The sequence below is a fragment of the Vibrio neptunius genome (assembly GCF_000967495.1).
In the GTDB taxonomy this organism is placed as follows: Bacteria; Pseudomonadota; Gammaproteobacteria; order Enterobacterales; family Vibrionaceae; genus Vibrio; species Vibrio neptunius.
In genome coordinates this window covers 20,499-46,727 of sequence record NZ_JXXU01000023.1, presented here as the reverse complement: position 1 = coordinate 46,727, position 26,229 = coordinate 20,499, and the positions used below count along the sequence as shown (strand labels likewise).

At 45.6% G+C, this 26,229-nt stretch carries 22 protein-coding genes; 15 read left to right on the top strand and 7 right to left on the bottom strand.

Going from position 1 to position 26,229, the window contains the following annotated elements:
* Positions 1-2: 2 nt before the first annotated feature.
* The 4 genes from ptsP to TW84_RS09130 are packed head-to-tail and all read left to right on the top strand — an operon-like array spanning position 3 to position 4,777.
* Positions 3-2,249, top strand: coding sequence for a phosphoenolpyruvate--protein phosphotransferase (ptsP, locus tag TW84_RS09145; RefSeq protein ID WP_045975355.1), 2,247 nt, complete (start codon positions 3-5; stop codon positions 2,247-2,249).
* A gap of 8 nt (positions 2,250-2,257) precedes the next feature.
* On the top strand, positions 2,258-3,049 hold the full coding sequence (locus TW84_RS09140; RefSeq protein WP_045975354.1) for a sulfite exporter TauE/SafE family protein: 792 nt from the start codon (positions 2,258-2,260) through the stop codon (positions 3,047-3,049).
* Between the two features lie 45 nt (positions 3,050-3,094).
* A complete protein-coding gene (gene lgt, locus TW84_RS09135; protein ID WP_045975353.1) occupies positions 3,095-3,916 on the top strand; it encodes a prolipoprotein diacylglyceryl transferase in 822 nt (273 codons plus the stop codon).
* A 9-nt stretch (positions 3,917-3,925) separates the two neighbouring features.
* Positions 3,926-4,777 carry a thymidylate synthase gene (locus TW84_RS09130; RefSeq protein WP_045975352.1) on the top strand — a complete coding sequence of 284 codons (852 nt, stop codon included), beginning with the start codon at positions 3,926-3,928 and terminating at the stop codon, positions 4,775-4,777.
* A gap of 692 nt (positions 4,778-5,469) precedes the next feature.
* On the opposite strand, the gene TW84_RS09120 is transcribed toward TW84_RS09130, so the two are convergent.
* Positions 5,470-6,615, bottom strand: coding sequence for a Na/Pi symporter (locus TW84_RS09120; RefSeq protein WP_045975350.1), 1,146 nt, complete (start codon positions 6,613-6,615; stop codon positions 5,470-5,472).
* 405 nt (positions 6,616-7,020) lie between these two features.
* Here TW84_RS09120 and nhaR point away from each other — a divergent pair, with 405 nt between their 5' ends.
* Positions 7,021-7,911 carry a transcriptional activator NhaR gene (gene nhaR / locus TW84_RS09115; RefSeq protein ID WP_045975349.1) on the top strand — a complete coding sequence of 297 codons (891 nt, stop codon included), beginning with the start codon at positions 7,021-7,023 and terminating at the stop codon, positions 7,909-7,911.
* Between the two features lie 129 nt (positions 7,912-8,040).
* Positions 8,041-8,346 carry an ArsR/SmtB family transcription factor gene (locus TW84_RS09110; protein ID WP_043006907.1) on the top strand — a complete coding sequence of 102 codons (306 nt, stop codon included), beginning with the start codon at positions 8,041-8,043 and terminating at the stop codon, positions 8,344-8,346.
* A 101-nt stretch (positions 8,347-8,447) separates the two neighbouring features.
* Here the strand turns inward: TW84_RS09110 and rpsT are convergent, their stop codons facing one another.
* A complete protein-coding gene (rpsT, locus tag TW84_RS09105; RefSeq protein WP_004410238.1) occupies positions 8,448-8,708 on the bottom strand; it encodes a 30S ribosomal protein S20 in 261 nt (86 codons plus the stop codon).
* Positions 8,709-8,968: 260 nt separating this feature from the next.
* On the opposite strand from rpsT, the gene murJ reads away from it, so the two are divergent.
* From murJ to ispH, 6 genes are all read left to right on the top strand, one after another.
* The gene (gene murJ, locus TW84_RS09100; RefSeq protein WP_045975348.1) at positions 8,969-10,531 is read left to right on the top strand and encodes a murein biosynthesis integral membrane protein MurJ; all 1,563 of its coding nucleotides are present in this window, start codon (positions 8,969-8,971) and stop codon (positions 10,529-10,531) included.
* A 72-nt stretch (positions 10,532-10,603) separates the two neighbouring features.
* On the top strand, positions 10,604-11,539 hold the full coding sequence (gene ribF / locus TW84_RS09095; RefSeq protein ID WP_045975347.1) for a bifunctional riboflavin kinase/FAD synthetase: 936 nt from the start codon (positions 10,604-10,606) through the stop codon (positions 11,537-11,539).
* Between the two features lie 64 nt (positions 11,540-11,603).
* Complete coding sequence (ileS, locus tag TW84_RS09090) at positions 11,604-14,432, top strand: isoleucine--tRNA ligase (RefSeq protein ID WP_045975346.1); 2,829 nt, start codon at positions 11,604-11,606, stop codon at positions 14,430-14,432.
* 137 nt (positions 14,433-14,569) lie between these two features.
* Positions 14,570-15,082, top strand: a complete 513-nt coding sequence (gene lspA / locus TW84_RS09085; RefSeq protein WP_045975345.1) for a signal peptidase II — start codon at positions 14,570-14,572, stop codon at positions 15,080-15,082.
* A gap of 115 nt (positions 15,083-15,197) precedes the next feature.
* Positions 15,198-15,629 carry an FKBP-type peptidyl-prolyl cis-trans isomerase gene (gene fkpB / locus TW84_RS09080; protein WP_045975344.1) on the top strand — a complete coding sequence of 144 codons (432 nt, stop codon included), beginning with the start codon at positions 15,198-15,200 and terminating at the stop codon, positions 15,627-15,629.
* Positions 15,630-15,655: 26 nt separating this feature from the next.
* A complete protein-coding gene (ispH, locus tag TW84_RS09075; RefSeq protein ID WP_045975343.1) occupies positions 15,656-16,621 on the top strand; it encodes a 4-hydroxy-3-methylbut-2-enyl diphosphate reductase in 966 nt (321 codons plus the stop codon).
* Between the two features lie 165 nt (positions 16,622-16,786).
* On the opposite strand, the gene TW84_RS09070 is transcribed toward ispH, so the two are convergent.
* Positions 16,787-18,271, bottom strand: a complete 1,485-nt coding sequence (locus TW84_RS09070) for a carbon starvation CstA family protein (RefSeq protein ID WP_045975342.1) — start codon at positions 18,269-18,271, stop codon at positions 16,787-16,789.
* Positions 18,272-18,478: 207 nt separating this feature from the next.
* Between TW84_RS09070 and TW84_RS09065 the strand changes: the two genes are divergently transcribed.
* Positions 18,479-18,826 carry a DUF2799 domain-containing protein gene (locus tag TW84_RS09065; protein ID WP_045975341.1) on the top strand — a complete coding sequence of 116 codons (348 nt, stop codon included), beginning with the start codon at positions 18,479-18,481 and terminating at the stop codon, positions 18,824-18,826.
* Positions 18,827-18,864: 38 nt separating this feature from the next.
* On the opposite strand, the gene murQ is transcribed toward TW84_RS09065, so the two are convergent.
* Positions 18,865-19,788: an N-acetylmuramic acid 6-phosphate etherase gene (gene murQ, locus TW84_RS09060; RefSeq protein ID WP_045975340.1), complete on the bottom strand. Its 924-nt coding sequence runs from the start codon at positions 19,786-19,788 to the stop codon at positions 18,865-18,867.
* A gap of 12 nt (positions 19,789-19,800) precedes the next feature.
* Positions 19,801-20,910 (bottom strand): anhydro-N-acetylmuramic acid kinase, encoded by a 1,110-nt coding sequence (locus TW84_RS09055; RefSeq protein ID WP_045975339.1) that lies wholly within the window; start codon positions 20,908-20,910, stop codon positions 19,801-19,803.
* A gap of 552 nt (positions 20,911-21,462) precedes the next feature.
* On the opposite strand from TW84_RS09055, the gene nagZ reads away from it, so the two are divergent.
* Positions 21,463-22,446: a beta-N-acetylhexosaminidase gene (gene nagZ, locus TW84_RS09050; protein ID WP_045975338.1), complete on the top strand. Its 984-nt coding sequence runs from the start codon at positions 21,463-21,465 to the stop codon at positions 22,444-22,446.
* Positions 22,447-22,490: 44 nt separating this feature from the next.
* Here nagZ and btsR read toward each other — a convergent pair whose 3' ends face one another.
* On the bottom strand, positions 22,491-23,213 hold the full coding sequence (gene btsR, locus TW84_RS09045) for a two-component system response regulator BtsR (protein ID WP_045975337.1): 723 nt from the start codon (positions 23,211-23,213) through the stop codon (positions 22,491-22,493).
* Between the two features lie 9 nt (positions 23,214-23,222).
* The gene (locus TW84_RS09040) at positions 23,223-24,899 is read right to left on the bottom strand and encodes a sensor histidine kinase (protein ID WP_045975336.1); all 1,677 of its coding nucleotides are present in this window, start codon (positions 24,897-24,899) and stop codon (positions 23,223-23,225) included.
* A gap of 239 nt (positions 24,900-25,138) precedes the next feature.
* On the opposite strand from TW84_RS09040, the gene TW84_RS09035 reads away from it, so the two are divergent.
* Positions 25,139-26,212 carry a 3-deoxy-7-phosphoheptulonate synthase gene (locus TW84_RS09035; RefSeq protein WP_045975335.1) on the top strand — a complete coding sequence of 358 codons (1,074 nt, stop codon included), beginning with the start codon at positions 25,139-25,141 and terminating at the stop codon, positions 26,210-26,212.
* Positions 26,213-26,229 lie beyond the last annotated feature (17 nt).

Below are 26,229 nucleotides of genomic sequence, written 5' to 3'. Positions count from 1 at the left end.
ACATGCTTTCTCAACTAAGGGAAATAGTTGAACAGGTATCTAAAGTTGATGATGTGCATCAGGCACTCAGAGTTTTAGTAAAGCAAACATGCAGCGCAATGAACACGGAGTGCTGCACTGTCTATCTTGCGAATGAAGAAATGCAGCGTCTTGAGTTGATGGCAACTCAAGGCTTGCGTTTCAAAGGTAAAAAAATTCATATCAATTTCAGTGAGGGTTTGGTCGGTTTGGTCAAGCGTAGTGCTGAACCCCTCAACCTCGCCGAAGCTTCTCGGCATCCTAGTTTTAAATATTTTTCCCAGTTAGGTGAAGAGGTGTATCAAAGTTTTCTTGGTACTCCGATCATTTATCGCAAGCAAGTATTGGGGGTGTTGGTTGTACAACAAAAACAGCCTCGTCAGTTTGATGAGATCGAAGAATCTTTTCTAGTAACCTTAGCGGCTCAGCTTGCGGTGATTATTGCGCATGCGCAAACACAGGGACATTGGCGCTTAGAGAAAAAGCAACACGCAATCAAAGGCATTCCTGCATCTTCTGGTGTTGCTATTGGCGAGTTCTGGTGGGATGACACCCAGCCGGATTTGACAGATGTATATCCAGCATCAACGTTGGACGTTGAGCGTGAACAAGAGTGGCTACTATTAGCGGTTGAAGATGCGTTGAGCGATTTTCGACGGATGCGAAAAAAGCTCGACAGTGAAATCAACAAAGATACATTGGCGATATTTGACCTATTTACACACCTGCTTAATGATCCAATGTTGCGTAAGGACCTAAAAACGCAGATCCAAAAAGGTGATCGCGCTGATTGGGCACTGAGGCAAGTCGTTGAAAGCTACTCTAATCGATTTGCTCGTATGTCAGATGTTTACCTCAGAGAGCGGGCTCAAGATATAAAAGAATTGGGTCAACGTTTATTGTTTTTTCTCCACAATACCGAGAAAGATAAGCCATCGATTGAAAAGCCAGTGATATTGGTTGTGCGCGAGTTAACGGCAACCTTACTTGCTTCTATTCCTAAGGAAAAGCTCCTTGCGGTCGTTTCTCTTGAAGGGGCAGCAAACTCTCACGCAGCAATTTTGTCTCGTGCTTTGGGTATTCCAGCGGTGATGGGGGTGACACTTAATCCTAAATCGATTAATGGCAAGCGTGGTATCGTTGATGGGTACAGCGGAAAGATTTTTGTCTCTCCGGGTAAACAGCTACTCAAAGAATATCGCGAACTGGCGCATCAAGAGAGCGAGTTGGCGACCATGGTCAACCAGCGAATTCTTGAACCTGCATGCACCAGTGATGATGTGCGTATCGAGGTCTTGCTCAACGCTGGTCTGAGTGCGGATGCGAACATTGCTGTCAATCAAGGGGTCGATGGAGTAGGCCTCTATCGGACCGAGATTTCTTTTTTACTTCAACATCGCTTCCCTTCTGAAGACGAACAAACTCTACAGTATCAATCAGTGCTGAAGACATACCCCGATAAGCGCGTCGTCATGCGCACGCTTGATATTGGTGGAGACAAAGCGCTACCTTATCTGCCTATTGAGGAAGACAACCCTTTTCTCGGTTGGCGTGGTATTCGATTTACCCTTGATCATCCAGATATATTCCTGATGCAAATTCGCGCTATGATGCGAGCCAGTGCCGAGCACGATAATCTGAGCATTTTGTTGCCAATGGTATCAGGAGCTCAAGAATTGGATGATGCCATTGAGTTGATTGATCGTGCTCATCAAGAAGTCGCAGAATTGGATGAGCGAGTGAAAATGCCAGCCATTGGAGTGATGATTGAAGTACCATCGATGATTTATCTCTTGCCGCTGATTGCTGAAAAGGTTGATTTTGTCTCTATTGGTACGAATGATCTGACACAATATTTATTGGCCGTTGATCGTAACAACGCACGGGTTGCTGATGTCTATGAGTCGATGCACCCAGCAGTGATAATGGCACTGGCCCATATCCAACAAACTTGTCAGGAACTGCAACTGCCCGTTTGTATTTGTGGTGAACTGGCGGGTGACCCTATCGGTGCGCTTCTGATGATTGGGTTGGGCTATCGTAGTTTGAGTATGAACACGTCCAATGTTGCTAAGGTGAAATACTTGCTGCGCCATACCGACAGTAGGGAACTAAGACAACTTGCTGACAATGCTTTAATGCAGCCTTATGGCAATAATATTTATACAATGATGCAAACATTCTTTGAAGAGAAAGGTTTCGCGGGCTTTATCCGCGCAGGTAAACGATAAGGAAAAATGTGAATATTGAATTTTTGGTCTTGCTGCTCCTTCTTGGCAGTGTTGTAGGGGTAATGGCGGGACTTCTCGGCATCGGCGGTGGCTTAATTGTTGTACCCGCGTTGCTTTTTCTGCTTCCGATGGCAGGTATTGATCCTGCTATCAGCATGCAAATTGCTTTGGCGACTTCTCTTGCTTCTATTATTGTTACCTCTGGTTCCTCTGCACTTAACCATTTTAAACTCGGTAATGTGGATATGTATGTGGTGAAATGGTTGATGCCGGGTGTGGTGGTAGGTGGCTTTCTTGGAGCGAATGTAGCTGAATGGATCCCCTCGCAGTATTTACCTAAAGTGTTCGGCGTTATCGTGTTATGTTTGGCGATACAAATGCTTTTTTCAATTAGGGGGCATAGCCATAGAAGCATGCCTGGCAATGGTGCAACATTGTCGATCGGGACTGGAATTGGCATGGTATCAAGTCTTGCAGGGATAGGCGGAGGGTCTTTGTCGGTGCCATTTTTGAACCGACATGGTATTGAAATGCGTAAAGCAGTTGGTTCTTCATCTGTTTGTGGCTGCTTTATCGCCATTGCTGGTATGATAGGTTTCATCTTCCATGGTTATCAGGCACAATCATTACCATCTTACAGCTTAGGGTATGTCTATGTGCCAGCGCTTATCGCAATTGCGTCGACTTCTATGCTCACGACGCGTATCGGTGCAAAATTAGCTACATCATTACCAACCGCAACATTGAAAAAAATCTTTGCAGTATTTTTACTCTTTGTTGCTGGAACTATGTTGCTGTAACGTACTCTCACCTAATTATCTGAATGCCAAAAGAGTAATAGTTTTATGTCTCAGGGATATCTTGAATTTCCTAATATCGATCCCGTTCTGGTTTCGATTGGTCCACTATCAATTCGCTGGTACGGACTGATGTATTTGGTTGGTTTTGCCTTCGCACTATGGTTAGCGAATCGCCGTGCTGATAAGCCAGACAGTGGATGGACACGAGAACAGGTTTCGGACCTATTGTTCGCAGGTTTTCTTGGTGTTGTGATTGGTGGTCGAGTAGGCTATGTAATTTTCTATAATTTTGACCTATTCCTTCAGGACCCACTCTATTTGTTTAAAGTATGGACTGGTGGAATGTCATTCCACGGTGGTCTATTGGGTGTGATTACGGCGATGTTCTGGTATGCAAAGAAAAATGGACGGACTTTCTTTGGTGTTGCCGACTTTATCGCACCACTTGTGCCATTCGGTCTAGGTATGGGGCGCTTAGGTAACTTTATGAACAGTGAGCTGTGGGGGCGTGTTACTGATGTGCCGTGGGCTATTGTCTTCCCAAATGGCGGTCCTTTGCCTCGCCACCCATCTCAATTGTATGAAATGCTTCTTGAAGGCGTTGTGTTGTTCTTCATTCTTAATTGGTTCATCAAAAAGCCACGTCCTCTAGGTGCGGTTTCAGGGTTATTTTTAGCAGGATATGGTACATTCCGTTTCCTCGTTGAGTACGTTCGTGAGCCCGATGCCCATCTTGGTTTATTTGGTGGATTTATCTCAATGGGACAGATCCTCTCTCTACCTATGGTTATCGTTGGGCTCCTTATGATGGTATGGGCTTACCAGCGTGGTCATTACAAAGATGAAATCCCACAACAAATGAAGTAAGGAACCGGTGTGAAACAGTATTTAGAACTCTGTCAGCGAATTGTTGAGCAAGGTGAGTGGATTGAAAATGAGCGTACAGGCAAACGCTGCCTGACGGTTATCAACGCTGATCTGACTTACGATGTTGGCAGCAACCAGTTCCCATTAGTGACAACGCGTAAAAGCTTTTGGAAAGCTGCGGTGGCTGAGCTGCTCGGTTACATTCGTGGTTACGACAGTGCGGAAGATTTTCGCCAGCTAGGCACCAAAACCTGGGATGCGAACGCCAACCTCAACGAAGCGTGGCTTAATAATCCTTACCGTAAAGGTGAAGACGATATGGGCCGCGTTTATGGTGTTCAAGGGCGTGCATGGGCTAAACCTGACGGTGGCTATATCGACCAGCTACGCAAGATTGTTGATGATTTAACTCGTGGTGTTGATGATCGTGGCGAAATCCTCAATTTCTACAACCCTGGTGAGTTTCATATGGGGTGTTTACGCCCTTGCATGTATAGTCATCACTTCTCTTTGTTAGGCGATACTCTTTATTTAAACAGCACTCAGCGTTCATGTGATGTGCCTCTTGGTCTGAATTTCAATATGGTTCAGGTTTACGTATTCTTGGCAATCATGGCTCAGATAACAGGCAAAAAGCCGGGTTTGGCTTACCACAAGATAGTGAATGCTCATATCTATGAAGATCAACTTGAGTTAATGCGTGATGTACAGTTGAAGCGTGAGCCTCTAGCAGTACCTAAGTTCCATATTAACCCTGAGATTAAGTCACTAGAAGATTTGGAAACTTGGGTTACGCTCGATGATTTCTGGGTTGAAGGTTACGAGCACCACGATCCAATCCAGTATCCGTTTTCGGTATAATAAACACAAGTTGTGAAAGAGCCGCCTAGCAAAGGGCGGCTTTTTTGTGAGAGAAGGAAAGCGGGAACGGGCTGCGCCCTGTGGAACGCTTCGCTTTTGGAGAGCGGGAACGGACTTCGTCCTACGGAACGCTTCGCTTTTGGAAAGCGGGGAGGGACTTCGTCCTACGGAACGCTTCGCTTTTGGAAAGCGGGAACGGGCTGTGCCCTGTGGATCGCTTCGCTTTTGGAGAGCGGGAACGGGCTGCGCCCTGTGGATCGCTGCGCTTTTGGAGAGCGGGGACGGACTTCGTCCTATGGAACGCTTCGCTTTTGGAAAGCGGGGACGGGCTGCGTTCTGTGGTTCGCTTCGCTTTTGGAGAGCGAGAACGGGCTTTGTCCAGATTGAGGAGACCAACACCATATTGGGTCATTCCATAGAGTGACGAAGGAGCGAGTAGGGAATCTCTCATGGTTTTCAACTTGCTATAAGAGATCCCCAACTCTCTCGTTCCTCGTTCTTGAGGATGACGGTAATAAAAACAAAAGTATATTGTGCCAACCCTTTAGGTTCTCTCCAGCTCTCCAGCTCTCCGTAGGGCGAAGCCCGCTCCCGTATCCCTCTTTCCCGCATCCTTCTTCCTTAGCGCTTCCTAAACGCAAAAAAGCCCGCAACCTAAGTTACGGGCCTTGCATAAGCGATGGTCTTGCCAATTAAGCCGTCAGCGCTAGGATGCTACCTGGTAGTACAAGGAATACTGCAACAAGGTAACCAGCCACTACAGCTTTGTTCTTCACTGCCATATCGGAGATGATGTCTGCCGCTTTAACTGGTAGTTCACGCAAGAACGGAATACCAAAGATAAAGACGGTGGCCAGTATGTTGAATGCTAAGTGCACCAAAGCAATTTGTAGAGCGAATACGGCGAACTCACCTGATGCAGCTGTTGCCGCCAGTAGTGCAGTAATACATGTACCTATGTTTGCACCTAGAGTGAATGGGTATACGTCACGAACTTTCAATACACCTGAGCCAACAAGTGGAACCATTAGGCTGGTGGTTGTTGATGAAGACTGAACCAGTACGGTAACCACAGATCCAGAGAAAATACCGTGAATTGGGCCACGACCAATTGCGCTCTTTAGAATTTCACGAGCACGGCCAACCATTAAGCTCTTCATCAGTTTGCCCATTACAGTGATAGCGACGAAGATAGTTGCGATACCAAGAACGATAAGTAACACGCCACCGACAGTATCACCAAATGTAGCAAGAGGCTCCTTCACTGCGTTTACAACAGGCTTAGTGATTGGTTTAATGAAGTTTAGACCTTTCATACTCATGTCACCAGTTGCTAGGAATGGTGACACCAACCAGTGTGAAATCTTTTCTAGAATGCCAAACATCATTTCCAGTGGTAGGAAAATAGCAACCGCCAGAAGGTTGAAGAAGTCGTGAATCGTCGCACTTGCAAACGCACGTTTGAACTCTTCTTTGTTACGAATATGTCCCAGAGAAACCAATGTATTGGTTACCGTAGTGCCAATGTTTGCACCCATGATCATCGGGATCGCGGTTTCTACTGGTAAGCCGCCAGCCACAAGACCAACGATTATAGAGGTCACTGTACTAGAAGACTGAATAAGAGCGGTGGCGACAAGACCGATCATTAGACCTGCGACCGGGTGTGAAGCAAATTCGAACAACACTTTCGCTTGATCGCCTGTTGCCCATTTAAAGCCACTGCCTACCATAGATACTGCTAGAAGCAGTAGATATAACATGAATGCCAAGTTAGCCCAGCGTAACCAGCGAGTTGTGCTCGAGATAGGTGCCGCTGCAGTAGTAGCTTGGTTCATAACTTTTCTCCGTGGACCGTATAAATTGGTATTGGTCGGTTGTTGAAACTGTGGGCGATAGTAGATGGGAAATATTTCATTAATATTACAGTTGTGTGTAATGGATTTTTTTTTATTTGGATATGAAGATTAGCTTTGTGAATTGAGATTTTTATTTGTATTAAGTTATTAAAATATAATGATTTTTTATATTTTAAAATGTTTTGATAGACTGTGATAAAGTCGACGAAGTTCACGAAAATCAAGCCTTGTATCAGTCTGTATGAACGTGGGTTGTCATAATTCGCTTATTTTTTTTCGGTAAAATTGATTTTTATTGATGAAAAGTTAAGTTTTTCCGAATTATTGTGGTGATTTAAAGCTTCTGCTATAAACATAGCCATATGTAATACAGAGAAAATTTTCATGTCGCACTTAAACTACAACCATCTATATTACTTTTGGATGGTGTGTAAACAAGGCTCAGTGACCAAAGCTGCCGATGCGCTGTTTCTGACCCCTCAGACTGTAACAGGGCAGATTAAGGCGCTTGAAGAGCGAATGGATGGGAAGTTGACTAAAAGGAATGGCCGAAGTATTGAGCCGACAGAACTTGGCCAACTGGTGTTTAAATATGCGGATCGCATGTTTGGTTTGAGCTACGAAATGCTGGATATTGTCAACTATAGCCAGCGCTCAAATATCCTGTTTGATGTCGGTGTCGCGGATGCCTTATCAAAGCGGCTAGTCAGTAAAATTTTGATGACCACAGTACCTCCTGACAACAGTATCCATTTACGCTGTTTTGAATCGACCCATGAGATGTTGCTTGAGCAGTTGTCTCAGCATAAGCTGGATATGATTTTGTCCGATTGCCCAGTCGACTCCAGTCAAAGCCCAGGTTTGTACAGTAAAAAACTAGGTGAGTGCAATATGAGTTTCTTCTCTAGTAGCAGCGTTGCACAAGCCACATTTCCTTCAGTGCTTGAACAACGGAAATTGTTGATACCTGGCAGCCGAACCGCAATGGGACGAAAAGTTCTCCAATGGTTTGATCGACAAGGGCTTCAACCGAACGTTCTTGGGGAGTTTGATGATGTCGCTCTAATGAAGTCTTTCGCGCGCTATCACCACGATGTTATTTTTCTTGCTCCTTCTTTATATTTATCAGAAGTAGAAAGTGACTTGCCTTTGCAGTTGATTGGTCATATTGATGAACTTAAAGAGGAATACTACGTTATTTTCGCCGAAAGAATGATTCAACACCCTGCTGTGAAGAACGTCTGTGATGCAGACTTCACGAATCTCTTTCAGTGAACACTTTTTTTTGATTTCTACAAATAGATTACTGAGTGCAAATAGATTAGTATCAGCTATAAATGTATCAATTTATAAATTGCAGGCTGAGATTTGTTGATGTTTTGTTGTTTCAAGGGGTACTAGCCGATGAACTTACAAGAAATGGAAAAGAATTCTGCCAAAGCGGTGGTGCTACTTAAAGCGATGGCGAATGAGAGACGTTTGCAGATTTTATGTTTATTGCATAACCAAGAACTCTCTGTTGGGGAGTTATGTAGCAAATTGGAGCTGAGTCAGTCTGCTTTATCGCAACACCTAGCATGGTTACGCCGTGATGGCTTGGTTAATACACGTAAAGAAGCACAAACGGTGTTTTATACGTTAAGTAGTGAAGAAGTGAAATCAATGATCCACTTGCTACACAGCCTATACTGCAGCGAAGTGATGGACTAATGATTCATTATGGTTAGAGCTGAAATGCTCACTGTTTGACGTTGAGATATAAAAAAACCGGCTTGAGCCGGTTTTTTTTTCACTGATAAATCAGAGTTCTATTAAAGAGCTTTGATTGCAGCAGCGAAACGAGACTTATGACGTGCAGCTTTATTCTTGTGAATAAGGCCTTTAGTCGCCATGCGGTCTAGGATTGGTGTAACTGTAGCAAACGCTTCAGTTGCAGCAGCTTTGTCGCCTGCTTCGATAGCAGCAACAGTTTTCTTCATGTAAGTGCGCATCATTGAACGACGGCTAGCATTGTGCTGGCGACGTTTCTCAGCTTGGATAGCGCGCTTCTTAGCAGATTTACTATTTGCCAAGGGTCTAACTCCCAAAAACTTAGGTTCGGTGACAATTTAAGGGCGAGGAATATCCCTCATTTACGCTCAAATGTCAAATGATTTGTGTAAAAACCAATCGGGGCCAAACAAATTTTGGATTAGATAGGTCTTCACGGTTAAGATGGCGGGGATTCTATCAGTATTTTTTTTTCATTGCTAATACTAATCTGCTCTAGCCCTGACATTCCTGTCATAGAGTAGAGCTCTATTGAAAGTATTGCAGGATTCCCGAGGTAGCTGTGAGTAAACGTCTGCTCAAGTCAGGCATGATTGTTAGTGCTATGACTTTGATTTCTCGTGTGCTTGGTTTAGTGCGCGATGTAGTAGTGGCGAATTTGATGGGGGCGGGCGCTAGTGCTGACGTCTTCTTTTTTGCCAATAAAATTCCAAATTTCTTACGCCGTTTGTTTGCTGAAGGGGCGTTTTCTCAGGCGTTTGTACCTGTATTGACGGAGTACCATGCCGCAGGCGATATGGATAAGACCCGTCAGTTGATTGCCAGAGCAGCGGGTACTTTAGGCGTGCTTGTTTCTATAGTTACAATCCTAGGCGTTTTAGGCTCTGGTGTGGTCACGGCACTGTTTGGCTTTGGCTGGTTTCTTGACTGGATGAACGGGGGGCCATCGGCTGAAAAGTTTGAGCTGGCGAGCTTCATTCTCAAAATTACCTTTCCTTACTTATGGTTTATTACTTTTGTCGCGTTATCTGGTGCGATTCTCAATACCATGGGTAAATTTGCGGTGTCGTCTTTCACTCCAGTCTTTCTCAACGTCATGATCATCCTCTCGGCATGGTTTATTTCGCCGAATATAGCTCAACCTGAAATTGGTCTTGCTATTGGGGTATTTCTTGGCGGTTTGGTTCAGTTCTTTTTTCAGATCCCTTTCCTTATTAAAGCTGGCGTCATGGTCAAGCCTCAATGGGGATGGCGTGATCCTGGGGTAGTGAAAATCCGCACCCTAATGATTCCAGCTTTGTTCGGTGTATCGGTCAGCCAAATCAATTTGCTGTTTGATACCTTTATTGCCAGCTTCCTTCAAACGGGCTCTATCAGTTGGCTCTATTATTCTGACCGTCTATTGGAATTTCCGCTTGGCTTGTTTGGTATTGCTATTGCAACGGTCATTTTGCCAGCCCTATCACGTAAACATGTGGATTCCCATAGTGACGGTTTTTCACATACTATGGATTGGGGAGTCCGCATGGTGACATTGCTCGGTATTCCCGCGATGCTCGGTTTAATGGTGTTGGCAAAGCCTATGCTGATGGTGCTATTCATGCGCGGTGAGTTCAGCCCACAGGACGTTCACTTTGCTTCGATGTCTCTGGTAGCCTATGCCTCTGGCTTGCTCAACTTTATGTTGATCAAAGTGCTTGCGCCGGGATATTACTCTCGCCAAGACACGAAAACACCAGTCAAATATGGCATTATCGCCATGGTGACCAATATGGTCTTTAACGCCATTTTTGCTTGGTTCTATGGCTATGTTGGTTTGGCAATCGCAACAGCATTATCAGCGTTTGTTAATATGTCTTTATTGTACCGAGGCTTACATATGGCTGGTGTTTACAAGCTAACGCGCCGCACGGTTTTTTTTGTGATTAAGCTTGCTGTTTCAGGAGGACTGATGGTAGCAGCAATTCTTTGGCAGTTAGAAGATATGTCGGTGTGGTTGACTTGGAGCTTGTTTGAACGAGTGATGTCGCTGATAGCTTTGATTGGATTAGGTGCAGGTGTTTACGTGATATCGCTCATCATCATGGGTGTGCGCTTAAAAGATTTAAAAGCAGCGACAGAATAAGTAGGATTAGTATATAATCCGTCGGTTTCACGCTTTGCTAATAATAAAAGAGACAGGAATTAGAAGCTGCCAATGGAATTGATCCGAGGTATTCACAATATCAAAGCACACCATTCTGGGTGTGTCCTGACGATAGGAAACTTCGACGGTGTGCATTTGGGTCACCAAGCAGTGCTGCGTCAAGTGTCTGAGCAGGCAGCTAAATTAGGTTTACCTGCCACGGTCATGACTTTTGAACCTCAGCCTTTGGAATTATTTGCAAAAGAGAAAGCACCAGCGCGATTAACTCGGTTAAGAGACAAGTTTGTTCAACTGAGAAAATTGAACATAGAACGCTTACTTTGTGTGAATTTCAACAAGCGCTTTGCTAATCAGACTCCGGACGAGTTTATTAGCGACTTGTTGGTGAAGCGATTGGGTGTTAAGTTTCTCGTCGTTGGTGATGATTTCTGCTTTGGAAAAGGCCGAAAAGGCAATTTCCAAATGCTCAAAGAGGCTGGTAAAAAACATGGCTTTGAGGTCGTCAGTACACAAAGTTTCTGTCTTGAGCAATTGCGTGTCAGCAGTACTGCGATACGCGAAGCATTGGCAAGCGATGAGGTAAACTCAGCAGCAGAAATGCTGGGTCGAAATTACAGCATCAGTGGTCGAGTATCACACGGTCGTAAGTTAGGAAGAACGATTGGTTTTCCTACCGCGAATATCCCACTGAAGCGTTGCGTGTCACCTGTATCGGGCGTTTACGTCGTTGAGGCTTTAGGCCTTGGAGATAAACCGATTGGGGGCGTAGCAAATATTGGCAACCGACCGACCGTGAACGGGGTCCGCCAGCAACTAGAAGTCCATTTATTTGACTTCCAAGCCAATTTATATGGCAAGCAGCTAGAAATCGTACTAATACATAAGCTTCGTGATGAGCATAAATTTGACTCATTTGAAGCATTGAAACAACAAATTGAATTGGATGCTGAAGCAGCAAGGGTGTGGCTGCGTCAGCGTAATCGCTAAACGGTCTAGTCCACCGTTTGGCATAATGTCTAACATTCGCCCAACACAACGGAATTAAGAATCGATGAGTGAGTATAAAGATACCCTGAACCTTCCTGAAACAGGGTTTCCGATGCGCGGCAATCTGGCGAACCGCGAGCCAGAAATGCTTAAGCGTTGGTATAAAGAAGACCTTTACGGTGAAATCCGTAAAGCGAAGAAAGGCAAAAAATCTTTCGTTCTACACGATGGCCCTCCATACGCCAACGGTGACATTCATATTGGTCACGCACTAAACAAGATTCTTAAAGACATTATTATTAAATCCAAAACACTTTCAGGTTTTGATGCTCCTTACATTCCTGGCTGGGACTGCCACGGTCTACCTATTGAATTAATGGTAGAGAAAAAGGTTGGTAAGCCGGGTCAAAAAGTGACAGCGGCTGAGTTCCGTCAGAAATGTCGTGATTATGCTGCTGGCCAGGTTGAAGGTCAAAAAGAGAGTTTCAAACGCCTAGGTATTATGGGTGAGTGGGACAAGCCTTACCGTACTATGGATTTTGCGACTGAAGCAAACATCATTCGAGCTTTAGGTAAGATTGCTGATAATGGTCACCTACTTAAAGGTTTCAAGCCTGTTCACTGGTGTACAGACTGTGGCTCTGCACTTGCGGAAGCAGAAGTAGAGTACAAAGATAAAGTTTCTCCATCTATCGACGTACGCTTTAAAGCGGCCGATGAAGCAGCGCTTCTATCTAAGTTCTCATTGAACGAAGGTCATGAAGGCGAAGGCGATATCTCAATCGTTATCTGGACAACTACACCATGGACACTGCCAGCAAACCGCGCAGTATGTCTACGTGATGATCTAGAGTACGTATTAATCCAAGTAGAAGGTGAGTCGAAAGAACGTATCATCGTTGCTTCTGAGCTAGCGAAAGATGTGATGGATCGTGCGGGTATCGAGCACTTCCATAACCTTGGCTTTGCAAAAGGTAGCGACCTTGAGCTATCTCAGTTTAATCACCCATTCTATGACTTCACAGTTCCTGCGATCCTTGGCGATCACGTAACCACTGACTCTGGTACTGGTGTGGTTCACACAGCACCTGGTCACGGTCAAGAAGACTTTGCAGTCGGTAACAAATACAACCTAGAAGTGGCTAACCCAGTCGGTTCAAACGGTGTTTACCTGCCGGATACAGAGCTATTTGCTGGCCAACACGTATTCAAGGCTAATGATGCAGTAGTGGAAACGCTAAAAGAGAAAGGCGCGCTGCTACATCACCACGCTTACGAGCACAGCTACCCGCATTGTTGGAGACACAAAACTCCAATCATCTTCCGTGCAACACCACAGTGGTTCGTCTCAATGGACCAAGCTGGCCTACGTGCAAAAGCACTAGAGTCAATTAAAGGTGTTGAGTGGATGCCAGAGTGGGGCCAAAGCCGCATCGAAGGTATGATTGAAGGTCGCCCAGAGTGGTGTATCTCTCGTCAACGTACTTGGGGTGTGCCAATCGCTCTATTCGTTCATAAAGAAACGGCAGAGCTTCATCCAAACACTTTGGAATTGATTGAGAAAGTGGCTCAGCTAGTTGAAGAGAAAGGCATTCAAGCTTGGTGGGATCTAGAAATCTCTGACCTACTAGGTGAAGAGGCCGATAAGTACGAGAAAGTACTTGATACGCTAGACGTATGGTTCGACTCAGGTGTGACGCACTACTCAGTGGTTGATGCTCGTGAAGAGTATAACGGCGCGTCGGCAGATCTATACCTAGAAGGCTCTGACCAACACCGTGGCTGGTTCCAGTCTTCACTCATTTCATCTATCGCGATGAAAGACGAGGCGCCGTACAAGCAAGTGCTTACTCACGGTTTCGTGGTTGACGGTCAAGGCCGTAAGATGTCGAAATCGATCGGTAACGTAGTTGCGCCAAAAGATGTAACTAATAAGCTAGGTGCAGATATCCTGCGTCTATGGGTTGCTTCAACTGACTACACTGGTGAAGTTGCGGTTTCTGATGAAATCCTAAAACGCTCTGCAGATGCGTACCGTCGAATCCGTAACACTGCGCGTTTCTTCCTTGCTAACCTAAGCGGCTTTAACCCAGCAACGGATCTCGTTCCTGCTGAAGAAATGGTGGCTCTAGACCGTTGGGCTGTAGGTCGTGCACTAGCTGCACAAGAAGAGATCGTGAAAGCGTACGGTGAGTACAACACTCACGCAGTAACACAGCGCTTAATGCAGTTCTGTTCTATCGAAATGGGCTCATTCTACCTAGACGTAATTAAAGACCGTCAGTACACAGCGAAACTTGGTGGCCACGCTCAACGTAGCTGTCAGACAGCGCTTTACTACATCGTAGAAGCGCTTGTTCGTTGGATGGCACCAATCATGTCGTTCACTGCAGACGAGATCTGGAACGAGATGCCAGGCGAGCGCGATAAGTTTGTCTTCACAGGCGAGTGGTACGAAGGTCTGTTCGGCTTAACTGAAGGCGAAGAGCTGAACAACGAATTCTGGGCTGAAATCCAAGCAGTTCGTGGTGGTGTAAACAAACTGCTAGAAGACGCTCGTAAAGAGAAGACAATTGGTGGTTCTCTGCAAGCTGAAGTGACGCTTTACGCTGATGATTCACTAGCGGCGAAACTAAGCAAGCTGGAAGATGAGCTACGCTTTGCACTACTAACTTCAGCAGCGGTTGTTAAGCCTCTAAGCGAGAAGTCAGAAGCGGCACAAGCAACAGATGTCGAAGGTCTATTCGTTGAAGTGAAAGCAACTGAAAACGAGAAGTGCGACCGCTGCTGGCACCACACTCCAGATGTTGGCACCATCGAAGGTCACGAGAAGATCTGTGGCCGTTGTGTGTCTAACGTTGATGGTGAAGGCGAAGTACGTAAATTCGCTTAATTGCTCGTCATTCTTGGCGTTGTAGCCGAGTAAATTTGTCGCTTTGCTACAACACCAATAATCTAGAGCAATCAGAAGTTGAACTTTATTGAAAATTCATAGCCCCAGTATCTACTGGGGCTACTTTTAGGAACTGTATGAGCGAACAAGCATTTACTTTAAAGCAATCAGGCGTGCGTTGGTTGTGGCTAGCATTGGTTATCTTTCTAGCAGATATCGGCATTAAGCTGTTTGTGATGGATAATATGGGTTATGGCTGGACCAACCGCATCGAGGTGTTGCCTTTCTTTAATCTGCTTTATGTACATAACTACGGAGCTGCATTTAGTTTTCTGAGTGATCAGGCCGGCTGGCAACGTTGGTTATTTACCGGTATCGCTTTTGCCGTAACCGCTATGCTGACTTACTGGATGAGTAAACTGCCAGCAAAAGAGAAATGGAACAATGTGGCTTATGCCATGATCATCGGTGGTGCAGTGGGTAACGTATTTGATCGTGTAGTACACGGTTATGTTGTCGATTACTTAGACTTTTTCTGGGGTAACTACCACTGGCCAGCATTTAATTTGGCTGACAGCACCATTTGTATTGGCGCTGCAATGATTATCCTTGACGGATTTCGTAAAAAAGGCGCTGGAACCGAAGCGTAAGCTCATAATGATCGAATAACCCTAAGCGCTGTCTGTTGATTCAGAGAGCGCTTTTTAATATAACGAAGCCTCTATTAAATAGAAGCCAATCTCTCCAATAACAAGGAAACGTATTGTGACCACTATTGTCCAGGAATCCGCAGTAACGCTGCATTTTACTATCAAACTTAAAGATGGCTCTGTTGCTGATAGCACGCATAACATGGGTAAGCCTGCCAAGCTCGTGATTGGTGATGGCAGCCTAAGTGAAAACTTTGAGCAATGCTTGCTAGGACTTGAAGTGGGTGAGAAAAAGGCGATTGAACTGAAAGCCGAAGATGCCTTTGGCGCTCCGAACCCAGACAATGTGCATCATATGGAGCGTGCAAGATTTGTCGGTGATGCAGAAGTTGAAGTGGGAACCATCATGGCTTTCTCTGGCCCTGATGGTATGGAAATACCTGGAATTATTACCGAAATTGCGGGTGATTCAGTGACAGTGGACTTCAACCACCCTCTAGCAGGGCAAGATGTGACTTTTGAAGTTGAAATTTTGTCAGTAGAATAGCCGCCTGAAGCGATAAAATAATCACTATGAGCAATGAAATGAAAATTCTTTTAGCCAACCCACGTGGCTTCTGTGCAGGTGTTGATCGTGCGATCAGCATTGTCGAACGTGCATTGGAAATGTATCAACCACCGATTTATGTTCGTCATGAAGTCGTGCACAACCGATTTGTGGTCGAAGGCCTCAAACAAAGAGGCGCTATCTTTGTCGAAGAGCTTCATGAAGTGCCAGATGACAATATTGTGATTTTCTCTGCTCATGGTGTGTCTCAGGCTGTACGCAAAGAAGCAAAAGAACGTGACTTGACCGTTTTTGATGCAACTTGTCCACTTGTGACTAAAGTCCATATGGAAGTGGCTCGTGCAAGCCGCCGTCATATGGAAGTGGTTTTGATTGGTCATGCTGGGCATCCTGAAGTAGAAGGTACAATGGGCCAGTATGCCAGTGAACAAGGTGGTATGTACCTAGTTGAGACGCCAACAGATGTGGTTACTCTCAAAGCGAAAGTCAAAGATCCGAGCAACCTTCATTATGTAAGTCAGACAACATTGTCGGTAGATGAAACAGCAGATGTGATTAACGAACTTCGACGTGTGTTCCCTGAAATTCAGGGCCCACGTAAAGACGATATTTGTTATGCCACGCAGAATCGTCAGGATGCGGTGCGCGAGATGGCAACGGACGTTGATGTTGTGATTGTTGTTGGTTCTAAGAATTCATCTAACTCGACTCGTCTAAAAGAGCTGGCTGAGAAGCTAGGTACTCCAGGGTATCTAACAGATTGCCCGGAAGACATTCAACCAGAGTGGTTTAACGATAAAGTAAAAGTGGGTGTAACGGCGGGAGCATCTGCGCCAGAAGAGCTGGTTAATCAGATTTTGGAACGCATCAAAGAGCTCGCTGGCACCCGTTCAGTAGAAGAAGTTCTAGGTCGTGAAGAAAACATGTTCTTTGAAGTACCAAAAGAGTTACAGATTAAACAAGTTGACTAGCGATTTGAAAGGATAAAAAGGCGACATTAAGTCGCCTTTTTTAGATCCCGTTTAAATCCAGTTAGCAGGTTTTGAACTCAGTTTTTGCTATAGACCCAGCGTGACAGTTTTTAGACTAAAGAAAAGGCTCCCAAAGGAGCCCTATTCAATATGCCATCAATTGTCTTAAGCGGTTTCAGTTGCTACTTTGGTTTCGTTTTCATCCTCTAGGTCAGTTTCCCCTTTGCCTCTAGATTTTTGGATGACGTAGGCCGTTGTCGCGAGCGAGAACAAGATGCCAGCGATGGTCGACACGTTCATTGGTAGCCCAAATCCTAGCGTACTGTTGTTAAGGATAAAGGTCACCACGACAGTCGTCATAAAGATGGCTGGAATCGTCGTGATCCAGTGCAGTTTGTTGTGACGAAGCAGGTAAGCTGAAGCTGTCCACAGCATCATGACTGCGGTTGTCTGGTTAGCGAAGCCGAAGTAACGCCAGATAACACCGAAGTCTACTTGAGTTAGGATGCCACCAATCACGAAAAGAGGGACTGCCATCAGTAGGCGATTACGCAGAGTCTTCTGCTCCATGTTGAAGTATTCGGCTAAGATCAAACGGCTAGAGCGGAACGCAGTATCACCAGAGGTGATGGGCAAGATAACAACGCCTAAGAAGGCAATCACACCACCAACTACGCCAAGTAGGCCAAACGAAGAGCTGTAGACCACATTACCAGGCCCGCCGTTTTTCACTGCTTCAGAGAGCGCGTCAAGATTGCCGAAGAAAGACAGCGCAATCGCACACCAGATAAGGGCAATCACACCTTCACCAATCATGGCACCGTAGAAAACGAAGCGACCGTTCTTCTCATTCTCCATACAACGAGCCATCAAAGGCGACTGAGTAGCATGGAAACCAGAGATAGCACCGCAGGCAATGGTGATAAATAGAGCGGGCCATAGTGGCATATCGTTCGGGTTCAGGTTGGTGAACATATCCGTTATCTGAAAATCACCCATTACCGTGTGCTCGCTTGATAGCGCAACTGCTGTCATCAGGCCAACCGACATAAAAATAAGCAGTGCGCCAAAGAGTGGATAGAAGCGGCCAATGATTTTGTCGACAGGAACAATAGTGGCGATAATGTAGTAAGCAAAAATAGCGATAACCATTGATGTCATGCTGACAGAGATGCTGGTTTGTTCATTGATTAGATTGGTGATCATACCTGCTGGTGCAGAAACAAAGACGACACCTACAAGCAACAATAAAACAATGGCAAAGATATTCATAAAGTGTTTTGCACCATTGCCTAGATAGCGACCTGTGATTGTTGGCACAGAAGCACCACCGTTACGTACCGACAGCATACCTGAGAAGTAATCGTGCACTGCGCCAGCGAAAATACAACCGACAACAATCCAAAGCATTGCCGCAGGGCCATACAGTGCGCCCATAATGGGACCGAAGATAGGCCCAACACCAGCGATGTTCAGAAGCTGAACCAGATAGACTCTCTTAGTCGACATTGGAACATAATCCACACCGTCCGCCTTCGTATGAGCCGGTGTCTGGCGCTTTTCATTAATACCGAAGATTCTTTCAACCAATGACCCGTAGAGGAAGTATCCGCCTATCAGAGCAGCAACACAGGTTAGAAACCACAACATAGCACTTGTTCCTTAGTCAAGATTTAATAAGTTCAGTTTCAATGTTACGCTTCTCGATGACTATTCTCATTCAAATCTCAGCTGAGTGGTCATATGGCAGGCTGAGTGGTAATTGGCACTGTTAAGCGGTTTTTAGTGCATCTCAGTGGCAAAGTCGGGCATTTAGTGTTTTGATTAAGAGACCTTCAATAAAAACAAGGAAAAACAATGAGAAGACTCATTTTTCTGATGTTGGTATCTACGTTAATGGCGTGTACTGCTAGTACTGAGCAACTGGCTCACGAAGGCGATTGGTATGAGATTGGATATCGAGATGGTATTCGTGGCCACTCTCAGCGCTCTTTTAAAGAGTTAGCCAGTTTAGGCAGTGCGATGCAGGGAGATTATGAGCAAGGTTATCTGATAGGAATCCAAGAGTACTGCAACCCCAACTTTGCTTATCAGATTGGTTTAACGGGGCAGTATTATGAAGGTGTGTGTGAAGGCACGGCGGAAGCGCAGAAATTTCGTATGGAATGGAAGCGTGGCTGGGATGAACATGCGAACGAATATTAAATAATAAAGGCTTGGTATCTACCAAGCCTTTATTATTGTTATTGATTGTGTTTTTCTACTGCTCGTCTCAGGAAGCCTTCCTGATGATTTAGTTGACTTCTAGCACTGTCGACATCCATTCCGGTCAGGAGCATTAAGATGGCCAATTTGACGTCATAGTCGGTTCGTTCAAGCGTATTGACGGCTTGCTGTTTGTCGCACTCAGTAGCCTGCATGACAATACGAGCGGCACGTGCGACCAGTTTCTTGTTGGTCGCTTTCACATCAACCATCAAGTTTTGATAACTCTTACCCAAACGGATCATACTGGCCGTGGTCAGCATATTGAGAACAAGCTTCTGTGCCGTTCCTGACTTCAATCGCGTTGACCCCGTTAATGCCTCTGGTCCTACTACTGGACTAATCGCGATCTGTGCGACTTCCGCAATGATTGAATCCGGATTACATGACAAAGCGACTGTAGTCGCTCCAAGGTCGTTAGCGTATTCCAGAGCACCAATAACGTAAGGCGTTCGGCCGCTAGCTGCAATGCCTACCACGACGTCTTTATCGCTGAACTCAATAGACTTCAAATCAGCAACGCCAAGCTCCGGCGAATCTTCCGCGCCTTCCTTGGCTTTGAGGATAGCATCCGGGCCGCCTGCAATCAGGCCGATGACCATTTGATCGGAGACGCCAAACGTAGGGGGACACTCCGAGGCATCAAGGACCCCTAAACGTCCGCTGGTACCAGCGCCCATATACACTAAGCGGCCACCCGATTTGAATGCTTGAGTGATTTTGTCCACCGCCTGAGCAATGTCAGGCAGCACTTTTTCTACCGCGAGTGGAACGAACTTATCTTGCTGGTTAATTCTTTTAACGATTTCCAGAGAAGGCAGCAGGTCAATATCCATTGTTTCTGGGTTACGACCTTCAGAAACTAAATGGGAAAGTGCTGCGATGAGTGCATCGTTGGTCATAATCGTCCTTATTTAATCGACAAAATACATCACACCAAGAGAAGCAGGATGGCTCGCTCCGGTGACTTCTGGCAAATTGCTTGGCTGATTGTGAATGCGGCGATAGGCAAGCCAAGCAAATGCCATCGCTTCCATGTTCTGACTATCAACACCTTGTGAATCTGTAGAGTCGACAGACCATGCTGGAAGTAATGCTTTCAGGCGGCTCATCAGCAGTGGATTACAGGTGCCACCGCCACAAACTAATAATTGCGGCTTCTCCCCCAGCGAGTACTTTTCGACCTCTAAGCTGATGGTTTGCGCAGTGTATTCGCACAATGTTCGCTGAACATCTTCAGCAGAGCAGTTATGGTTGCTTAGAATAGCCTCTAACCAAGGCAAGTTAAATCGCTCTCGACCTGTGCTCTTTGGCGCTTTTTGTGCGAGGTAAGGCTCTTGAAGTAGAGCGTTGAGCAGTGCTGTATCGATATGGCCTTGTTGTGCGAACAAGGCGTCTTTATCAAAAGGCTGTCCTTGGTGCTGGTGACACCAAGCATCCATCAACATGTTTCCCGGTCCGGTATCATAACCAATGACGGGGTGATCGGGGCGAAGTACGGAGATGTTGGCAATTCCGCCAATATTGAGCACTACAGTGCTCGATGCATTTGATTGAAACAGCGACCTGTGAAAGGCTGGAACCAGTGGTGCGCCTTGCCCGCCCAATGCCATATCTTTACGTCTAAAATCGGCAATGGTTGTAATGCCTGTTCGCGTTGCAATGATATTGGCATCACCGAGCTGAGTAGTAAACGGAGCTTCACCCGTAGGTTGATGGAAAACCGTCTGACCGTGGTTACCGATTGCGGTAATCTGCTCCTTACTGTGGCCTGTTTTTTCAAGTAAGGCTAACACTGCATCAGCATACAAGTGCCCCAGCTGATGGTCCAGTGTGCCTATCTGCTTTAAGTTGGTTTGTTGGCCGAGACAAATATCGAGTACTTGTTCTTTAATTATCGAAGGTATTGGGTAATCGCTATGGTCGATTAACTGAATGTGCTCGTCCCTTACCTCTACTAGGGCGACATCGATACCGTCTAGACTGGTGCCAGACATGATGCCAATATAAAGCTCTTTATCCATTGCGAATTTCCACCTGTTCTCCGGCTGATAGAGTAGCACCGTCAGTGCGCCTCCTTTTTGGCGTGAACTAATCACCGATATGTTGTTGCTAGTATGCGCCCAAACTTCCTAAAAAAGCGATATCTCACTCATTATTTTCACTGTACTTTGTCACAAGCTCATCAATATGATTTTGCCGACGCCTAAGGATCTCATGGCGCACTGGGCAGACTTAATACGTGTGGCCTAAAGGGGGAGTTATTTATCGCTTTTGTCAGCGTGCTGATATGGGTAATTCATTCCTCAGTTCATTGCGTGGTGAAATAACAACCATATCGATTCTATGATCCTGTTCTCAGTTCATGCGTTCGTTTGTTCCAAATTTACGTTCGTACAGGATTAACTATTCCCCAGTTTCACGTGGCTGAGTACACTGCAAATCAAATAGAGGAGTTGAATATGAAAGGTTTAGCTCGAATTCGCACGCTGTTACCTCTGCAGGAAGAAAGCACTAACCAATTAATTGAACAACGTGAATCCGCTGTTGCGGCTTTGAAACAGTAAGGAATGATTATGGGACCTTTATGGGTTGATGTAGAAGGTTGCGAACTGACCACGGAAGATAGAGAAATTCTTGAACACCCAACCGTCGGGGGCGTGATTCTGTTTACTCGCAACTATCACGACAATGAACAGTTACTCGCCTTGAACCAATCCATTCGCCAGGCTGCTAAACGTCCGATTCTTATTGGCGTTGATCAAGAAGGTGGTCGAGTTCAACGCTTCAAAGAAGGTTTCTCACTTATCCCTGCGGCAGAATCTTATGCCAAGCAAGCGAATGGAGAAAAGCTGGCGCAGCAAGGTGGTTGGCTAATGGCAGCGGAACTAATGGCTCACGATATTGATCTGAGCTTCGCTCCAGTGCTGGATAAAGGTCATGAATGTAAGGCGATTGGTAGCCGTTCATTTGGCGAAGATGTTGATAGTATCATCCGTCACAGCAATGCTTACATGCGCGGTATGAAAGCGGTTGGCATGGCAACGACGGGCAAACATTTCCCCGGTCATGGTGGTGTGATTGCGGATTCTCACTTGGAAACGCCCTACGATCAGCGAGACACTATCCTTGAACAGGATATGGCGATTTTTAAAGCTCAGATTGAGGCAGGATTACTGGATGCGATGATGCCGGCGCATGTGGTTTTCCCTTATTACGACGATCAGCCAGCCAGCGGCTCTGAATTTTGGCTCAAGGCTGTGTTAAGAAAACAGTTGGGCTTCAATGGCATTATTTTCTCTGATGATTTGACGATGGAAGGTGCGTCTGTGATGGGGGGGCCAGCTGAACGTGCGCATCAGTCTCTGGTATCGGGTTGTGACATGGTGTTGGTATGCAATAAGCGTGATGCGCAGATTGAAGTGTTGGACAACCTACCAGTGATGGAAACGCCACAAGCGACCGCATTATTGAAGAAACAGTCGTTTACCTTGTCTGAGTTGCGCAGTAGTGATGAGTGGAAGCTGACATCCGAAGCGATGAAACGTGTTGTTGGATGAGTTGAAAAGTAATGAGTAAAAAAGAGCCGCAGTTGCGGCTCTTTTTAATGGAAGCCAAGCATTTCTTTCAGTGTTTTCAGGTACCGACGGCTGACAGGAATCGGTTGATCACTGACAGTGATAATTTCTGCTAATCCATTTTCTAGCAATTTGATTTCTTTAATCGCTTTTATGTTAACCAGAAACTGACGGTGGCAGCGCACCAGAGGTGTTTTTTCTTCGAGTATTTTGAGTGTCAGTTGAGATGTGGCTTTCTGGCCTCCTGTCTGGACATGAACACCACTGATATCACTGTAAGCAAACTCCACATCTTGCGTCGGAATGATGACAATCCGATTCAAGCCAATACAAGGTACTTGATCTAGGCTGGATGGGGTGATTGCTGCGACTTGCTCCTGAGTGTGACTGTTGGCTGACTTAAGAAGGCGTTTGATGGTTTTGTCCAACCGACAGATATCTACCGGTTTCAATAAGTAATCGAATGCGTTGTCTTCAAACGCCTGAATAGCAAATTCATCGTAGGCGGTGACAAATACAACCTTTGGCATGGTTTCCGGGTCAAGCATCCCGAGTAGCTCAATGCCGGTGATTTGTGGCATCTGAATATCGAGAAAGACCACATCGGGTTTTAGCTGGTTAATCTTTTTCAGGCCTTCAATTGCATTACTGGCCTGATCTATCACAGTGATTTTGCCTGATTCTTCAAGCAGTTCGGTCAACTCTTCACGCGCAAACAGTTCGTCATCTATGACTAAAGCAGAAATCATATCCGTGTCCTAACCCATTGTCTTTTCCGGAATGAGGAAGCTCATTCTCGTCAGTTGGTTTGGTGTTACGTCGATAGACAGTGATGCCATCTGACCAAACTTATTGGTCAACCGCTTATCGACAATTTGCATCCCTAGCCCCTGATGATTATTGGCTGGTGGTGTGTAACTGCCTGCGTTATCTTCTACACACAGCTGATAACCCAGCTCAAGCTTCTGGCTGTAAATGCGGATCTTTCCTCCCTCCAGTAGGTTTGATATGCCATGTTTAATGGCGTTCTCTACCAAAGGTTGTAGGGTAAAGGTCGGCAGCTTACGCTCCAGCAATGCGGTATCAATATCAATGTCCACTTCTAATCGGTCGGTAAAACGTGCTTTCTCGATGGTAAGATAAGCGTTAACGTGCGCTAATTCTTCCTTAAGAGTTACTGTTTCTACGTTTTGTTTGAGGTTACTGCGGAAGAAATGTGACAAGTGCTGAATCAGCTCACGAGCTTTAGGAGGGTCGCGACGAATGACGGCACTGATGGTGTTCAGCGCGTTAAACAGAAAATGTGGATTTACCTGCGCATGCAGCAATTTTATCTCTGCTTGAGAGAGTAACGTGCGTTTCTGTTGGTAGTCACCAAATAGGATCTGACTGGAAAGCAACTGCGCTATCCCTTCGGCCATCGACATATTGATGGTCGAAAACAGCTTACGTTTCGGCTCGTACAGCTTAATGGTGCCAATTACTTTATCTCCTGAGTGCAAAGGAATAATTAGTGCGGAACCCAGTTTGCAACTTTTTGAGATTGAACACTGATAAGGTTTGTCTTTGCCGTCGAGGTAGATAATGTCATTACGTGAGATGGCATCGAGTGTACTTTGCGAAGAGATCGGTGTTTCCGGCTCATGGTGATCGTCACCAATGCCGACAAAGGCGAGGATTTTCTCATTGTCAGTGATCGACACGGCACCCACATTTGTTTCTTCGTAAACGATTCGAGCAATCTTCTCCGCATTTTTCGTGGTGAAACCAGAAACGAGGATACCAACTGACCGTTCGGCGATATTCAATGCCCGGCGTGAGAAGGTGGCGGAATACTCTTCAAAGATAGTTTTTCGATCCTGCAGTATGCTCATAAACAGCGCTGCGCCAACGGAGTTCGCGATGATCATTGGGGCAGCAATCGCAGAGACTAATGAATACGCCTGATCAAAGGGCTTAGCGACGATCAGAATGATCGCCATCTGGGCGATTTCCGCTACCAAGGTGACCGCAAATACTACGCTTGGGTTGAACAGTTGGGCACCTTTCCCTCGCCTGAGCAGATAAGTGTGTAATAAACCACCTATCAGGCCTTCTGCGGTGGTCGAGATAGCACAAGCAAGATCGGTAAACCCGCCAAGCGAGTAACGATGCAAACCACCGGTTAACCCGACAAAGAAGCCAACTATAGGCCCACCAAATAATCCTCCCATCACGGCTCCGATGGCACGGGTATTGGCAATCGCATCATTGATCTGTAAGCCGAAGTACGTGCCCATAACACAGAATAGGGAAAACAGGACGTAGACACTGAGTTTGTGCGTTAGGCGATTAGAGATACTCAGCAATGGCAGGAAAATAGGGGTTTTACTTAGCATATAAGCAAGGACTAAGTAGACACACATTTGCTGAAGTAAGGAAAGAATGAGATCCATGAGTGAAATAATATGCTGGGCTATAGGCTTATTTTAGAAAAGATAAGTTGAAGAAAACATGCATGAGTCGAAGTTTTTCAACTAACTAGCTCAAACTATAATTGTGTATATAAATGTTTACGGTGTGTTTTTTTATATGTACAGCTTGAAATTTGTTTTTAGGCTGTTATTTTATGATTAATCCAGCCCGGTAAAGATGATTAAAATTGGGTGTAAAAAAATATATACAGGTTTGAGTTATGCAAAAAAGCGAATTGAGCAACATTAATATTAGTGAAGAACAAGTTCTAATTACACCTGAAGAGCTGAAAGCCAAGATACCGCTGAGTGATAACGCTCGTCGTTTTATTCAGGAGTCTCGTCAGACTATCGCTAACATTATTCATAAAAAAGATCATCGCCTATTGGTTGTATGTGGTCCTTGCTCAATTCACGATCTGGACGCAGCGAAAGAGTACGCTAAGCGTCTTAAAGCATTGTCTGAGCAGCTCAGCGACCAGCTTTACATTGTTATGCGCGTCTACTTCGAGAAACCACGTACCACAGTGGGTTGGAAAGGTTTGATTAATGACCCACACCTAGACGGTACTTTCGATATCGAGCACGGTCTGCACGTAGGGCGAAAACTGCTAGTTGAACTAGCAGAGATGGAGATTCCACTGGCGACTGAAGCGCTGGATCCTATCAGCCCTCAATACCTAGCGGATACATTCAGCTGGGCAGCAATTGGTGCACGTACGACAGAATCTCAGACTCACCGTGAAATGGCGAGTGGTCTATCTATGCCGATTGGCTTTAAGAATGGTACTGATGGAAGCTTGGCAACAGCCATCAATGCGATGCAGGCAGCGTCTTCAAGCCACCGCTTCATGGGTATCAGCCGTGAAGGTCAGGTAGCGCTACTGACCACTCAAGGTAACCCAAATGGTCACGTTATTCTGCGTGGTGGTAAACAAACTAACTACGATTCAGTGTCAGTCACTGAGTGTGAACAGGATATGGCAAAAGCTGGTCTGGATGCCTCTCTGATGGTCGATTGTAGCCATGCTAACTCGCGTAAAGACTTCCGCCGCCAACCTTTGGTTGCTGAAGATGTAATTCACCAAATTCGTGAAGGCAACAAATCGATTATTGGCCTGATGATTGAGAGTCATATTAATGAAGGTAATCAGCCATCCGATATTCCTCTCAACGAAATGGAATATGGTGTTTCAATTACCGATGCCTGTATCAATTGGGATACAACTGAGGCACTATTGCGTCATGCACACTCAGAACTGGTCCCATTCTTGGAAGATCGTCTGAAAGGTTAAGAAAAGAGTAACAAGGA

Coding starts and splice junctions, on each gene's coding strand:
- ptsP (WP_045975355.1), top strand. CDS start 3: ATGCTTTCTCAACTAAGGGAAATAGTTGAACAGGTATCTAAAGTTGAT.
- lgt (WP_045975353.1), top strand. CDS start 3,095: ATGTCTCAGGGATATCTTGAATTTCCTAATATCGATCCCGTTCTGGTT.
- TW84_RS09120 (WP_045975350.1), bottom strand. CDS start 6,615: ATGAACCAAGCTACTACTGCAGCGGCACCTATCTCGAGCACAACTCGC.
- nhaR (WP_045975349.1), top strand. CDS start 7,021: ATGTCGCACTTAAACTACAACCATCTATATTACTTTTGGATGGTGTGT.
- TW84_RS09110 (WP_043006907.1), top strand. CDS start 8,041: ATGAACTTACAAGAAATGGAAAAGAATTCTGCCAAAGCGGTGGTGCTA.
- ribF (WP_045975347.1), top strand. CDS start 10,604: ATGGAATTGATCCGAGGTATTCACAATATCAAAGCACACCATTCTGGG.
- ileS (WP_045975346.1), top strand. CDS start 11,604: ATGAGTGAGTATAAAGATACCCTGAACCTTCCTGAAACAGGGTTTCCG.
- lspA (WP_045975345.1), top strand. CDS start 14,570: ATGAGCGAACAAGCATTTACTTTAAAGCAATCAGGCGTGCGTTGGTTG.
- ispH (WP_045975343.1), top strand. CDS start 15,656: ATGAGCAATGAAATGAAAATTCTTTTAGCCAACCCACGTGGCTTCTGT.
- TW84_RS09070 (WP_045975342.1), bottom strand. CDS start 18,271: ATGTTGTGGTTTCTAACCTGTGTTGCTGCTCTGATAGGCGGATACTTC.
- TW84_RS09065 (WP_045975341.1), top strand. CDS start 18,479: ATGAGAAGACTCATTTTTCTGATGTTGGTATCTACGTTAATGGCGTGT.
- murQ (WP_045975340.1), bottom strand. CDS start 19,788: ATGACCAACGATGCACTCATCGCAGCACTTTCCCATTTAGTTTCTGAA.
- TW84_RS09055 (WP_045975339.1), bottom strand. CDS start 20,910: ATGGATAAAGAGCTTTATATTGGCATCATGTCTGGCACCAGTCTAGAC.
- nagZ (WP_045975338.1), top strand. CDS start 21,463: ATGGGACCTTTATGGGTTGATGTAGAAGGTTGCGAACTGACCACGGAA.
- btsR (WP_045975337.1), bottom strand. CDS start 23,213: ATGATTTCTGCTTTAGTCATAGATGACGAACTGTTTGCGCGTGAAGAG.
- TW84_RS09040 (WP_045975336.1), bottom strand. CDS start 24,899: ATGGATCTCATTCTTTCCTTACTTCAGCAAATGTGTGTCTACTTAGTC.
- TW84_RS09035 (WP_045975335.1), top strand. CDS start 25,139: ATGCAAAAAAGCGAATTGAGCAACATTAATATTAGTGAAGAACAAGTT.